The sequence below is a fragment of the Quadrisphaera sp. INWT6 genome (assembly GCF_015390235.1).
Classification (GTDB): domain Bacteria; phylum Actinomycetota; class Actinomycetes; order Actinomycetales; family Quadrisphaeraceae; genus Quadrisphaera.
Map to the genome: position 1 here is coordinate 44,314 of NZ_VUOH01000001.1, position 14,739 is coordinate 59,052.

Annotated in this window: 3 protein-coding genes and 5 rRNA genes; 7 read left to right on the forward strand and 1 reads right to left on the reverse strand. The window is 63.7% G+C overall.

Annotated features, from left to right (window positions below; genetic code table 11):
* Positions 1-266: 266 nt before the first annotated feature.
* From F1641_RS00155 to rrf (F1641_RS00175), 5 genes are all read left to right on the forward strand, one after another.
* Positions 267-3,380, forward strand: a 23S ribosomal RNA gene (locus F1641_RS00155).
* Between the two features lie 133 nt (positions 3,381-3,513).
* Positions 3,514-3,630 (forward strand): 5S ribosomal RNA (gene rrf, locus F1641_RS00160).
* Between the two features lie 1,604 nt (positions 3,631-5,234).
* A 16S ribosomal RNA gene (locus F1641_RS00165) occupies positions 5,235-6,747 on the forward strand.
* A 560-nt stretch (positions 6,748-7,307) separates the two neighbouring features.
* A 23S ribosomal RNA gene (locus tag F1641_RS00170) occupies positions 7,308-10,421 on the forward strand.
* 133 nt (positions 10,422-10,554) lie between these two features.
* Positions 10,555-10,671 (forward strand): 5S ribosomal RNA (gene rrf / locus F1641_RS00175).
* The 16S, 23S and 5S rRNA genes sit together here, the layout of an rRNA operon.
* Positions 10,672-10,778: 107 nt before the next feature.
* Here rrf (F1641_RS00175) and F1641_RS00180 read toward each other — a convergent pair.
* A complete protein-coding gene (locus F1641_RS00180) occupies positions 10,779-12,158 on the reverse strand; it encodes a deoxyribodipyrimidine photo-lyase (RefSeq protein ID WP_194902503.1) in 1,380 nt (459 codons plus the stop codon).
* Positions 12,159-12,247: 89 nt separating this feature from the next.
* On the opposite strand from F1641_RS00180, the gene F1641_RS00185 reads away from it, so the two are divergent.
* Both F1641_RS00185 and prpB read left to right on the forward strand, forming a co-directional pair.
* Entirely contained in the window at positions 12,248-13,783 is a 1,536-nt protein-coding gene (locus F1641_RS00185) for an MmgE/PrpD family protein (RefSeq protein WP_194902504.1), read from the forward strand.
* Positions 13,783-14,700: a methylisocitrate lyase gene (gene prpB, locus F1641_RS00190; protein ID WP_194902505.1), complete on the forward strand. Its 918-nt coding sequence runs from the start codon at positions 13,783-13,785 to the stop codon at positions 14,698-14,700. Before F1641_RS00185 ends, prpB begins: the two co-directional genes overlap by 1 nt.
* Positions 14,701-14,739 lie beyond the last annotated feature (39 nt).

Consider the following 14,739-nt stretch of genomic DNA (forward strand, 5'->3'; position numbering starts at 1 on the left):
GTGGTCTTGTCTGCACGGTCTGCGTCTGCGGTCGGTGTGGGTGGGGTTGCTGGGTTGGTTTTCCTTGATGGGCCGTGACCGGTCGGTCGAACCGCTTCTGCTGCCTTTGTGGGTGGTGGGGGTAGGCGCTGGAATCGCGGTCGCGGGTTCACCCGTTGCTTGAGAACTGCACAGTGGACGCGAGCATCTTTAGTCTTTGCATCGCGCATGTGCCCCGGTGGGTTCGCCTTCGGGTGGGTCAGCTGGTGGTGTGTGTGCGGATGTTGAGTCAAGTTTTTAAGGGCACACGGTGGATGCCTTGGCACCAGGAGCCGAAGAAGGACGTAGGAGCCTGCGATAAGCCTCGGGGAGTTGGCAACCGAACTTTGATCCGAGGATTTCCGAATGGGGAAACCCCGCTGGAGTCATGTCCAGTGACCCGCACCTGAACACATAGGGTGTGTGGAGGGAACGTGGGGAAGTGAAACATCTCAGTACCCACAGGAAGAGAAAGCAACCGCGATTCCGTGAGTAGTGGCGAGCGAAAGCGGAAGAGGCTAAACCGGTCATGTGTGATAGCTGGTAGGCGTTGCATGGTCGGGGTCGTGGGACCTCATGGATCGGGCTACCACCCGGTCAAGGAGTAAGAAAGCTCCGTCATAGTCGAAGGGCATTGAAAGGCCCGGCACAGAGGGTGGGACCCCCGTAGACGAAATGACGTTGCCTCCTTTGAGGGATCCCAAGTAGCACGGGGCCCGAGAAATCCCGTGTGAATCTGGGGGGACCACCCCCTAAGCCTGAATACTCCCTGGTGACCGATAGCGGACAGTACCGTGAGGGAATGGTGAAAAGTACCCCGGGAGGGGAGTGAAATAGTACCTGAAACCGTGTGCCTACAATCCGTCGGAGCCTCCTTAGCAGGGGTGACGGCGTGCCTTTTGAAGAATGAGCCTGCGAGTTAGTGGTACGTGGCGAGGTTAACCCGTGTGGGGAAGCCGTAGCGAAAGCGAGTCCGAACAGGGCGAATCAGTCGCGTGCTCTAGACCCGAAGCGAAGTGATCTACCCATGGGCAGGTTGAAGCGCGGGTAAGACCGCGTGGAGGACCGAACCCACCAGGGTTGAAAACCTGGGGGATGACCTGTGGGTAGGGGTGAAAGGCCAATCAAACTTCGTGATAGCTGGTTCTCCCCGAAATGCATTTAGGTGCAGCGTCACGTGTTTCTTGCCGGAGGTAGAGCTACTGGATGGCTAATGGGCCCCACAAGGTTACTGACGTCAGCCAAACTCCGAATGCCGGTAAGTGAGAGCGTGGCAGTGAGACTGCGGGGGATAAGCTTCGTAGTCGAGAGGGAAACAGCCCAGACCACCAGCTAAGGCCCCTAAGCGTGTGCTAAGTGGGAAAGGATGTGGAGTTGCACAGACAACCAGGAGGTTGGCTTAGAAGCAGCCACCCTTGAAAGAGTGCGTAATAGCTCACTGGTCAAGTGATTCCGCGCCGACAATGTAGCGGGGCTCAAGCACACCGCCGAAGCTGTGGCATTCATACTTTGATCGGCTCACTCTTGTAGTGGGTCCAGTCGTATGGATGGGTAGGGGAGCGTCGTGTGGCGGGTGAAGCGGCGGAGTGATCCAGCCGTGGACGCTACACGAGTGAGAATGCAGGCATGAGTAGCGAAAGACGGGTGAGAATCCCGTCCGCCGAATGACCAAGGGTTCCAGGGCCAGGCTCATCCGCCCTGGGTAAGTCGGGACCTAAGGCGAGGCCGACAGGCGTAGTCGATGGACAACGGGTTGATATTCCCGTACCGGCGAAGAACCGCCCATACCGAGCCCGGGGATGCTAAGTGCCCAAAGCCAGCGGATCCTTCGGGAGATGTTGGGGGAGCGCACGGCCCGATCCGGTAGTAGGTAAGCGCATTAACAGGGGTGACGCAGGAAGGTAGCCACCGCGTGGCGATGGTAGTCCACGTCCAAGGGTGTAGGGCGAGGTGTAGGTAAATCCGCACCTCATGATGCCTGAGACCTGATGGTGACCGCGATAGCGGGAAGCAGGGTGATCCTATGCTGCCTAGAAAAGCCTCGGCGTGAGGTTCAAGCCGCCCGTACCCCAAACCGACTCAGGTGGTCAGGTAGAGAATACCAAGGCGACGAGAGAATCGTGGTTAAGGAACTCGGCAAAATGCCCCCGTAACTTCGGGAGAAGGGGGGCCCTAGCGTTGAAACCCTTGCGGGTTAGGCGCGACGGCCGCAGAGACCAGGGAGAAGCGACTGTTTACTAAAAACACAGGTCCGTGCTAAGTCGCAAGACGATGTATACGGACTGACGCCTGCCCGGTGCTGGAACGTTAAGGGGACGGGTCAGCTGGTTTTGCCAGCGAAGCTCAGAACTTAAGCGCCAGTAAACGGCGGTGGTAACTATAACCATCCTAAGGTAGCGAAATTCCTTGTCGGGTAAGTTCCGACCTGCACGAATGGCGTAACGACTTCTCCGCTGTCTCAACCGCGAACTCGGCGAAATTGCACTACGAGTAAAGATGCTCGTTACGCGCAGCAGGACGGAAAGACCCCGGGACCTTCACTATAGCTTGGTATTGGTGTTCGGTACGGCTTGTGTAGGATAGGTGGGAGACTGTGAAGTCGGCACGCCAGTGTCGGTGGAGTCATCGTTGAAATACCACTCTGGTCGTTCTGGACATCTAACTTCGGTCCGTAATCCGGATCAGGGACAGTGCCTGGTGGGTAGTTTAACTGGGGCGGTTGCCTCCTAAAGAGTAACGGAGGCGCTCAAAGGTTCCCTCATCCTGGTTGGCAATCAGGTGTCGAGTGTAAGTGCACAAGGGAGCTTGACTGTGAGACTGACAGGTCGAGCAGGGACGAAAGTCGGAACTAGTGATCCGGCCGTGGTTTGTGGAAACGCGGTCGCTCAACGGATAAAAGGTACCCCGGGGATAACAGGCTGATCTTGCCCAAGAGTCCATATCGACGGCATGGTTTGGCACCTCGATGTCGGCTCGTCGCATCCTGGGGCTGGAGTAGGTCCCAAGGGTTGGGCTGTTCGCCCATTAAAGCGGTACGCGAGCTGGGTTTAGAACGTCGTGAGACAGTTCGGTCCCTATCCGCTGCGCGCGTTGGAGACTTGAGAAGGGCTGTCCCTAGTACGAGAGGACCGGGACGGACGAACCTCTGGTGTGCCAGTTGTTCCGCCAGGAGCACGGCTGGTTGGCTACGTTCGGGAGGGATAACCGCTGAAAGCATCTAAGCGGGAAGCCTGCTTCGAGATGAGGTCTCCATGCCCTTCGGGGTGAGAGGCTCCCAGAAGACTACTGGGTTGATAGGCCGGATGTGGACGACCAGTAATGGTTGTAGCTGACCGGTACTAATAAGCCGATGACTTGCTCAACACTTCCACCCTTGGGGTGGGTGTCAAAGAGTGAAGAACTGTTGTTCGCGTCCACTGTGCGGTTCCCGAGTCACGGGCGGCCATCACCTTTGCGCTTCGGTGTGGTGGGTGGTGCTCGAGAACTCGATAGTGTTACGGCGGTCATAGCGGTGGGGAAACGCCCGGTCCCATTCCGAACCCGGAAGCTAAGCCTACCTGCGCCGATGGTACTGCCCGGGGAGCTGGGTGGGAGAGTAGGTCACCGCCGGACATCCTTTGGAAGGGGCCGGATCCACATTCGTGTGGGTCCGGCCCCTTTCCCATGCCCGGAAACGCCCAACAACACCACCAACGACGGTGGGTGGCTGGGAAGGGCGCGCGTTGACCGATCCGATGTCGACCGCTCCAACTGCGTCTGCTCGATGCAGGGACCGAGAGCGTCAGTCTCTCCAGCCATGAGGTTTCTGCCTCCTCATCGATATCGCCAACATGCTCTGAGCGGTTCATGTGACCGCGCCGGGAGGGGACGACCCTCAGCCGTCCTGTCGCCGGCCATCCTGGGCCTGGCACCCGAACCACCGCGCAACGAGACGCTGCTCGAGCTCGAGCAGCACGGCGGGCACTCCTCACAGAACCTTTGGCCGCGTCTGACAGAAGACGACTTGCAGTGCTCCGGGCTGACCAACACCTCGGAGGGTCCGGGGCCGACCCCGCGCTGCTCGCTCGTGTGACGGGGGAGCAGCTGCGCCAACCGCTGAGGGTCGGTGCATGTGCTTCGTGAACGGCCAGGCCGTCCGGTGCTGTCGGGGCGATCGCCAGCGGGCGACGCACCACAGACGCCACAGCCGTGGCCGGTGACGGACGGGCCAGCGGACGGTCCGATCGATGCAGAACGGCATGTAGCGCCAGCACCGGTCTGGCGGAGCTTCCGCGACGGTCCGGGGCACAGCCAGTCGAGGCCGCCGGTTCCGAGCGGACGATGCTCGCGCACAGATGCCGGCGCACCGCGGCCGCTCACGCGTCGACACGGCGCCGGGTGCACGCTGCCTTCCGGGACACCGGGACACCGGGACACCGGGACACCGGGACACCGGGACACCGGGACACCGGGACACCGGGACACCGGGACACCGGGACACCGGGACACCGGGACACCGGGACACCGGGACACCGGGACACCGGGACACCGGGACACCGGGACACCGGGACACCGGGACACCGGGACACCGGGACACCGGGACACCGGGACACCGGGACACCGGGACACCGGGACACCGGGACACCGGGACACCGGGACACCGGGACACCGGGACACCGGGAGCCTTGAGCTCGCAGCTGCAGCCGTGGGCAGACCGGCGTGCGCTCCGGATCCCGTCCTGGTGCCCCAGCGAGCTCGTCTACGGGCGCACGAGGGGGACCAGCGCCGCAGGCGCTGGCGCACCTCCGGGGCTGTGAGCAGGGGTTTTGGTGTCCAGGTGGGGTTGGGGTAATGTTCCATCTCGCTTCCGGGGGTGAAAACGCCTCAGGGTCTTGACCCTGGTCCAGGTCGTAGTTACTGTCGGAAAGTTGCCTGGTAGCGGATCGGGTGCGGAAGCACCGGATCGGATCGGGTAGGATGGAGACATCCCGCTGAACCGGCCGAAAGGCCCAGTAAGTGGTGTGTGTTCGTTTCTTGAGAACTCAACAGCGTGCCGAATGTCGATGCCATTGCTGGTTGAACCAGCGGTTGGCTCGATGAGATTTTGACTGATGTCAGTTGTTGATGTCAGCGGATTCATTCGGGTCAGCATCTTTCTCCGCTCTCACCGGTTTCGGTGGGGGTCGGCTTATGCTGTCGGTTTCTCGCCTTCGGGTGGGTTGCTGGTGGCTAACGCATCAACGGAGAGTTTGATCCTGGCTCAGGACGAACGCTGGCGGCGTGCTTAACACATGCAAGTCGAGCGGTGAACCCTTCGGGGGGATCAGCGGCGAACGGGTGAGTAACACGTGAGCAACCTGCCCCTGACTCTGGGATAGCCTCGGGAAACCGGGATTAATACCGGATATGACACCTCCTCGCATGGGGTGGTGTGGAAAGTTTTTCGGTCAGGGATGGGCTCGCGGCCTATCAGCTTGTTGGTGGGGTGATGGCCTACCAAGGCGACGACGGGTAGCCGGCCTGAGAGGGTGACCGGCCACACTGGGACTGAGACACGGCCCAGACTCCTACGGGAGGCAGCAGTGGGGAATATTGCGCAATGGGCGAAAGCCTGACGCAGCGACGCCGCGTGAGGGATGAAGGCCTTCGGGTTGTAAACCTCTTTCAGCAGGGAAGAAGCGCAAGTGACGGTACCTGCAGAAGAAGCACCGGCTAACTACGTGCCAGCAGCCGCGGTAATACGTAGGGTGCAAGCGTTGTCCGGAATTATTGGGCGTAAAGAGCTCGTAGGCGGTTTGTCGCGTCTGCTGTGAAAACGCGGGGCTCAACTCCGCGCCTGCAGTGGGTACGGGCAGACTAGAGTGCAGTAGGGGAGACTGGAATTCCTGGTGTAGCGGTGGAATGCGCAGATATCAGGAGGAACACCGGTGGCGAAGGCGGGTCTCTGGGCTGTAACTGACGCTGAGGAGCGAAAGCGTGGGTAGCGAACAGGATTAGATACCCTGGTAGTCCACGCCGTAAACGTTGGGCGCTAGGTGTGGGCCTCATTCCACGAGGTCCGTGCCGCAGCTAACGCATTAAGCGCCCCGCCTGGGGAGTACGGCCGCAAGGCTAAAACTCAAAGGAATTGACGGGGCCCCGCACAAGCGGCGGAGCATGCGGATTAATTCGATGCAACGCGAAGAACCTTACCAAGGCTTGACATGCAGGGTAATCCGGCAGAGATGTCGGGTCCGCAAGGGATCCTGCACAGGTGGTGCATGGTTGTCGTCAGCTCGTGTCGTGAGATGTTGGGTTAAGTCCCGCAACGAGCGCAACCCTCGTCCTATGTTGCCAGCACGTCATGGTGGGGACTCATAGGAGACTGCCGGGGTCAACTCGGAGGAAGGTGGGGATGACGTCAAATCATCATGCCCCTTATGTCTTGGGCTTCACGCATGCTACAATGGCCAGTACAAAGGGCTGCGAGACCGTGAGGTGGAGCGAATCCCAAAAAGCTGGTCTCAGTTCGGATCGGGGTCTGCAACTCGACCCCGTGAAGTCGGAGTCGCTAGTAATCGCAGATCAGCAACGCTGCGGTGAATACGTTCCCGGGGCTTGTACACACCGCCCGTCACGTCACGAAAGTTGGTAACACCCGAAGCCGGTGGCCTAACCCTTGGGAGGGAGCCGTCGAAGGTGGGACTGGCGATTGGGACGAAGTCGTAACAAGGTAGCCGTACCGGAAGGTGCGGCTGGATCACCTCCTTTCTAAGGAGCATCTGGTCATCTGCACAGGCTCATCACCTCCTTCGTGGGGTGGGGGCGCGGGTGGCTCAGGCCCATGCTGCGGGCGAACGCCCCGCAGGTGGAGCTCACGGGTGGAACATCGACATGGCTTCATGAGCTCGCGCTCACTCAGTACGCCGGCACTCCTGTTCCTGGGTCTTCTCGGGGACGCATCCCGCAAGGGGTGACCTGTTCGCAGGTGGTGTGGTGGTGGGAACGGTGGGTGTGGGGGAGTGGGGCTGGGCACGCTGTTGGGTCCTGAGGGAACGAACCTCGGTGGTCTTGTCTGCACGGTCTGCGTCTGCGGTCGGTGTGGGTGGGGTTGCTGGGTTGGTTTTCCTTGATGGGCCGTGACCGGTCGGTCGAACCGCTTCTGCTGCCTTTGTGGGTGGTGGGGGTAGGCGCTGGAATCGCGGTCGCGGGTTCACCCGTTGCTTGAGAACTGCACAGTGGACGCGAGCATCTTTAGTCTTTGCATCGCGCATGTGCCCCGGTGGGTTCGCCTTCGGGTGGGTCAGCTGGTGGTGTGTGTGCGGATGTTGAGTCAAGTTTTTAAGGGCACACGGTGGATGCCTTGGCACCAGGAGCCGAAGAAGGACGTAGGAGCCTGCGATAAGCCTCGGGGAGTTGGCAACCGAACTTTGATCCGAGGATTTCCGAATGGGGAAACCCCGCTGGAGTCATGTCCAGTGACCCGCACCTGAACACATAGGGTGTGTGGAGGGAACGTGGGGAAGTGAAACATCTCAGTACCCACAGGAAGAGAAAGCAACCGCGATTCCGTGAGTAGTGGCGAGCGAAAGCGGAAGAGGCTAAACCGGTCATGTGTGATAGCTGGTAGGCGTTGCATGGTCGGGGTCGTGGGACCTCATGGATCGGGCTACCACCCGGTCAAGGAGTAAGAAAGCTCCGTCATAGTCGAAGGGCATTGAAAGGCCCGGCACAGAGGGTGGGACCCCCGTAGACGAAATGACGTTGCCTCCTTTGAGGGATCCCAAGTAGCACGGGGCCCGAGAAATCCCGTGTGAATCTGGGGGGACCACCCCCTAAGCCTGAATACTCCCTGGTGACCGATAGCGGACAGTACCGTGAGGGAATGGTGAAAAGTACCCCGGGAGGGGAGTGAAATAGTACCTGAAACCGTGTGCCTACAATCCGTCGGAGCCTCCTTAGCAGGGGTGACGGCGTGCCTTTTGAAGAATGAGCCTGCGAGTTAGTGGTACGTGGCGAGGTTAACCCGTGTGGGGAAGCCGTAGCGAAAGCGAGTCCGAACAGGGCGAATCAGTCGCGTGCTCTAGACCCGAAGCGAAGTGATCTACCCATGGGCAGGTTGAAGCGCGGGTAAGACCGCGTGGAGGACCGAACCCACCAGGGTTGAAAACCTGGGGGATGACCTGTGGGTAGGGGTGAAAGGCCAATCAAACTTCGTGATAGCTGGTTCTCCCCGAAATGCATTTAGGTGCAGCGTCACGTGTTTCTTGCCGGAGGTAGAGCTACTGGATGGCTAATGGGCCCCACAAGGTTACTGACGTCAGCCAAACTCCGAATGCCGGTAAGTGAGAGCGTGGCAGTGAGACTGCGGGGGATAAGCTTCGTAGTCGAGAGGGAAACAGCCCAGACCACCAGCTAAGGCCCCTAAGCGTGTGCTAAGTGGGAAAGGATGTGGAGTTGCACAGACAACCAGGAGGTTGGCTTAGAAGCAGCCACCCTTGAAAGAGTGCGTAATAGCTCACTGGTCAAGTGATTCCGCGCCGACAATGTAGCGGGGCTCAAGCACACCGCCGAAGCTGTGGCATTCATACTTTGATCGGCTCACTCTTGTAGTGGGTCCAGTCGTATGGATGGGTAGGGGAGCGTCGTGTGGCGGGTGAAGCGGCGGAGTGATCCAGCCGTGGACGCTACACGAGTGAGAATGCAGGCATGAGTAGCGAAAGACGGGTGAGAATCCCGTCCGCCGAATGACCAAGGGTTCCAGGGCCAGGCTCATCCGCCCTGGGTAAGTCGGGACCTAAGGCGAGGCCGACAGGCGTAGTCGATGGACAACGGGTTGATATTCCCGTACCGGCGAAGAACCGCCCATACCGAGCCCGGGGATGCTAAGTGCCCAAAGCCAGCGGATCCTTCGGGAGATGTTGGGGGAGCGCACGGCCCGATCCGGTAGTAGGTAAGCGCATTAACAGGGGTGACGCAGGAAGGTAGCCACCGCGTGGCGATGGTAGTCCACGTCCAAGGGTGTAGGGCGAGGTGTAGGTAAATCCGCACCTCATGATGCCTGAGACCTGATGGTGACCGCGATAGCGGGAAGCAGGGTGATCCTATGCTGCCTAGAAAAGCCTCGGCGTGAGGTTCAAGCCGCCCGTACCCCAAACCGACTCAGGTGGTCAGGTAGAGAATACCAAGGCGACGAGAGAATCGTGGTTAAGGAACTCGGCAAAATGCCCCCGTAACTTCGGGAGAAGGGGGGCCCTAGCGTTGAAACCCTTGCGGGTTAGGCGCGACGGCCGCAGAGACCAGGGAGAAGCGACTGTTTACTAAAAACACAGGTCCGTGCTAAGTCGCAAGACGATGTATACGGACTGACGCCTGCCCGGTGCTGGAACGTTAAGGGGACGGGTCAGCTGGTTTTGCCAGCGAAGCTCAGAACTTAAGCGCCAGTAAACGGCGGTGGTAACTATAACCATCCTAAGGTAGCGAAATTCCTTGTCGGGTAAGTTCCGACCTGCACGAATGGCGTAACGACTTCTCCGCTGTCTCAACCGCGAACTCGGCGAAATTGCACTACGAGTAAAGATGCTCGTTACGCGCAGCAGGACGGAAAGACCCCGGGACCTTCACTATAGCTTGGTATTGGTGTTCGGTACGGCTTGTGTAGGATAGGTGGGAGACTGTGAAGTCGGCACGCCAGTGTCGGTGGAGTCATCGTTGAAATACCACTCTGGTCGTTCTGGACATCTAACTTCGGTCCGTAATCCGGATCAGGGACAGTGCCTGGTGGGTAGTTTAACTGGGGCGGTTGCCTCCTAAAGAGTAACGGAGGCGCTCAAAGGTTCCCTCATCCTGGTTGGCAATCAGGTGTCGAGTGTAAGTGCACAAGGGAGCTTGACTGTGAGACTGACAGGTCGAGCAGGGACGAAAGTCGGAACTAGTGATCCGGCCGTGGTTTGTGGAAACGCGGTCGCTCAACGGATAAAAGGTACCCCGGGGATAACAGGCTGATCTTGCCCAAGAGTCCATATCGACGGCATGGTTTGGCACCTCGATGTCGGCTCGTCGCATCCTGGGGCTGGAGTAGGTCCCAAGGGTTGGGCTGTTCGCCCATTAAAGCGGTACGCGAGCTGGGTTTAGAACGTCGTGAGACAGTTCGGTCCCTATCCGCTGCGCGCGTTGGAGACTTGAGAAGGGCTGTCCCTAGTACGAGAGGACCGGGACGGACGAACCTCTGGTGTGCCAGTTGTTCCGCCAGGAGCACGGCTGGTTGGCTACGTTCGGGAGGGATAACCGCTGAAAGCATCTAAGCGGGAAGCCTGCTTCGAGATGAGGTCTCCATGCCCTTCGGGGTGAGAGGCTCCCAGAAGACTACTGGGTTGATAGGCCGGATGTGGACGACCAGTAATGGTTGTAGCTGACCGGTACTAATAAGCCGATGACTTGCTCAACACTTCCACCCTTGGGGTGGGTGTCAAAGAGTGAAGAACTGTTGTTCGCGTCCACTGTGCGGTTCCCGAGTCACGGGCGGCCATCACCTTTGCGCTTCGGTGTGGTGGGTGGTGCTCGAGAACTCGATAGTGTTACGGCGGTCATAGCGGTGGGGAAACGCCCGGTCCCATTCCGAACCCGGAAGCTAAGCCTACCTGCGCCGATGGTACTGCCCGGGGAGCTGGGTGGGAGAGTAGGTCACCGCCGGACATCCTTTGGAAGGGGCCGGATCCACATTCGTGTGGGTCCGGCCCCTTTCCCATGCCCGGAAACGCCCGGCGGAGAAAGCCGGGGCCGGTGCCCCGGCCTTCCCCGTGTCAGGAGCGCACTTCGCTGTACCGGGCCAGCGCCTCTTCCCGCTCCTCCTTGTGGTCGACGATCCGCTCGGGATACCCCTGCTCGTACCCGTCGGCGACGTCCCACGGTGAGTGGGCCTTCTTGCCCTGCACGTGCCTCAGCTCGGGCACGTACTTCCTGACGTACGCGCCGTCGGGGTCGAACTTCTCGCCCTGCGTGACGGGGTTGAACACGCGGAAGAACGGGGCGGCGTCCGTCCCGGAGCCGGCGACCCACTGCCACCCGTGGTTGTTCGAGGCGAGGTCGCCGTCGCGGAGCCAGCGCATGAAGTGACGTGCCCCGAGCTGCCACTCCAGGTGGAGGTCTTTCACCAGGAAGCTGGACACGACCATCCGCACGCGGTTGTGGATCCACCCCTCGGCGCGGAGCTGCCGCATGCCGGCGTCGACGAACGGGAAGCCGGTGCGGCCCTCCTGCCAGGCCTCGAGGTGGGCCTTGCCCTCTCCCCGGGTCGGGGACTCGTAGCGCATCCCCGCGAGCTGGGGGCGGTAGTACTCCCGGGCCGACTCCGGTCGGTGCCACAGCACGTCGGCGTAGAACTCACGCCAGATGAGCTCGGTGCGGAAGGTCTGCCCGCCCCTGGTGCCGCCGTGCGGGCCCGCGGCGAGGTCGGCCAGGAGCGTGCGGGGATGCACCTCCCCGTACTTCAGGTGCGCGCTCAGCTGGGAGGTGCCGTCGCGGTCGGGTCGCTCCCGGTCGCTGTCGTAGCCGTCGAGGCGGTCTTGGAACTCCTCCCACCGCGCCAGCGCCGCCTGCTCTCCCACCTCGGGGAGGTGGAGGTCGCCCAGGTCGGGGTCGTGGGGGACGTCCTCGCTGTCGAGGCGGCGCACCCAGCGCAGGTCCGTGGGGGGTGTCTGCGCCGGTGCGGGGTGCCCGTGCGCCGTCCACGCCCGGGAGAACGGGGTGAACACCTGGAACGGGGTGCCGTCCTGCTTCACGACGGTCCCGGGGCCCACGGCGTACGGGGTGCCGGTGCGCACGAGGGCCACGTCGTCACCGGCCAGCGCGGCCTCCACGCGCTCGTCGCGACCGCGGCCGTACGGGCCCGAGTCGGCGGTGACGTGGACGCGCTCGGCGCCGACCTCCTGAGCCACCTGCCGCACGACGTCCTCGGGCCTCCCGGTGCGGACGACGAGCGCTCCGCCGGTGCTGTCCGACCACGCGCGCAGGGAGCGGAACAGCCAGGCGGTCCGGGTCGGCCCCGCGGGGTCGAGCAGCGCGGGGTCGAGCACGAACAGGGGCACGACGCCGGACCCGCCGGCGTCCTCCGCAGCGGCCAGGAGGGCCGGGTGGTCGTGCAGGCGCAGGTCTCGGCGCAGCCACAGGACGGTCGAGGTCATCCCAGCATCACCAGGCGAGGGTCGCGCACCCCGCACGCCTCGGCCACCCCGCGCAGCGGCGGCTAGCGTGGCGGGGTGAGGACGCACCGATGAAGGCGCACCAGGTCCGGGCCCACCGCAGCGACGAGGCCCTGCCCCGCACCGAGCAGCTGGCGTGGAAGCTCGCGCAGCTGGCCGCGGACACCACCGCGCTGCCGAGCATCGACGAGGACGTCGTCGACATGGTGGTCAACCGCGTCATCGACGACGCCGCCGTGGCCACCGCCTCGCTGACGCGCGCGCCCGTCGTCGCCGCGCGGGCGCAGGCGATGGCCCACCCCGCCAGCGGCGCCGCCCCCAGCCAGGGCACCGGGGCCACCGTGCACGGCGCCCCCGGCCGCTACGGGCCCGAGTGGGCCGCGTGGGCCAACGGCGTGGCCGTGCGCGAGCTCGACTTCCACGACACCTTCCTCGCCGCCGACTACTCCCACCCCGGTGACAACGTCCCGCCCGTCGTCGCGGTCGCGCAGCACCTCGCCGTCACGCAGGGCACCACGGGGGACGACGTCGTGAGGGCCATCGTCACCGCCTACGAGGTGCAGATCGACCTCGTGCGGGGCATTTGCCTGCACGAGCACAAGATCGACCACGTCGCCCACCTCGGGCCGTCCGCCGCCGCGGGCCTGGGGACGCTGCTGCGCCTGCCCACCGAGCAGGTCTTCCACGCCATCGGCCAGGCGCTGCACACCACCACCGCCACGCGGCAGTCGCGCAAGGGCGAGATCAGCACCTGGAAGGCGCACGCCCCCGCCTTCGCCGGCAAGGCCGCCGTCGAGGCCGTGGACCGCGCCGTCCGGGGGCAGACCAGCCCCACCCCGATCTACGAGGGGGAGGACGGCGTCATCGCGCGCCTGCTCTCCGGTTTCGGCCACACCTACGAGGTACCCCTGCCGGAACGGGGGGAGCAGCGGCGCGGGATCCTCGACAGCTACACCAAGGAGCACTCCGCGGAGTACCAGGCGCAGGCGTGGATCGACCTCGCACGCCGCCTCGGCGCGCAGCACCCGGCGCTGCGCGACCCGGAGCAGGTGCGGAGCATCGTCCTGCACACCAGCCACCACACCCACCACGTCATCGGCTCCGGTGCCAACGACCCGCAGAAGTACGACCCCACCGCGAGCCGCGAGACGCTCGACCACTCGATCCCGTACGTCGTGGCGGTGGCCCTCCAGGACGGCGGCTGGCACCACGAGCGCAGCTACACCCCCGAGCGCGCCGGCCGCCCGGACACCACGGCCCTGTGGTCGAAGGTGTCCACGGTCGAGGACCCGGAGTGGACCCGCCGCTACCACGACCCCGACCCGATGAGGAGGGCCTTCGGCGGGCGGCTGGAGGCCGAGCTCGCCGACGGCAGCCGGGTGGTCGAGGAGATCGCCGTCGCCGACGCCCACCCCGCGGGGGCGCGGCCCTTCGCCCGCGCCGACTACGTCGCCAAGTTCCGCACCCTCGCCGAGGGGGTGCTCGACGAGGCCGAGGTGGAGCGCTTCCTCGACGTCGCCCAGCGCCTGCCGGAGCTGGGCCCCGGCGAGCTGAGCGGCCTCACGGTGAGGGCGCGCGTCGCGACGCCGGCCGGCGGGATCCTCTGATGCTGCACGCCGCGCGCACCGCGTCCGAGAAGCGCCGGGCCCTGCGCGAGGGCCTGGCGAGCGGGCAGCTGCAGCGCTTCGTCGGGGCCTTCACCCCGCTGTCGACCGCGCTGGTGGCCCAGCACGGCTTCGAGGGCGTCTACGTCTCCGGCGCCGTCGTCTCCGCCGAGCTGGGCCTGCCCGACATCGGCCTCACCACGCTGACGGAGGTGGCCCAGCGCGCCGCGCAGGTGGCTCGCACCACCGACCTGCCCGTGCTGGTCGACGCCGACACCGGCTTCGGCGAGCCGATGAACGTCGCCCGCACCGTGCAGGTGATGGAGGACGCCGGGGTGGCGGGCCTGCACCTCGAGGACCAGGTCAACCCCAAGCGCTGCGGTCACCTCGACGGCAAGCAGGTGGTCGACCGCGCCACCGCCGCCCAGCGGGTCGCCGCCGCGGTGCGCGCCCGGCGCGACCCCGACCTGGTGGTCATGGCCCGCTCCGACGCGCGCGCCGTGGAGGGCCTGGACGCCGCCGTCGACCGGCTCAGGGCCTACGTCGACGCCGGCGCGGACGCCGTCTTCCCCGAGGCGATGCTCTCGCTCGCGGACTACGAGCGCGTCGTCGCCGCCGTGGACGTGCCCGTGCTGGCCAACCTCACCGAGTTCGGCAAGGCGCCGCTGTTCACGCACGCCCAGCTGGCCGAGGTCGGGGTGACCATCGCCCTGCACCCCGTGAGCCTGCTGCGGACGGCGATGGGCGCCGTCGAGCGGGCCCTGGGTGCGCTCGCGGCCGGGGGGACCCTCGAGCAGGAGGTGCCCGCGATGCTGACCCGCGCGCGGCTGTACGAGCTCGTCGACTACGCCGGCTACTCCGACTTCGACGCCGACGTCTTCACCTTCGAGGTGCCGGACGTCCACCGGGTGGAGCCCTGAGGAGGGGTCCCTCGCCCGCGACTAGGCTGGCACCAGGCT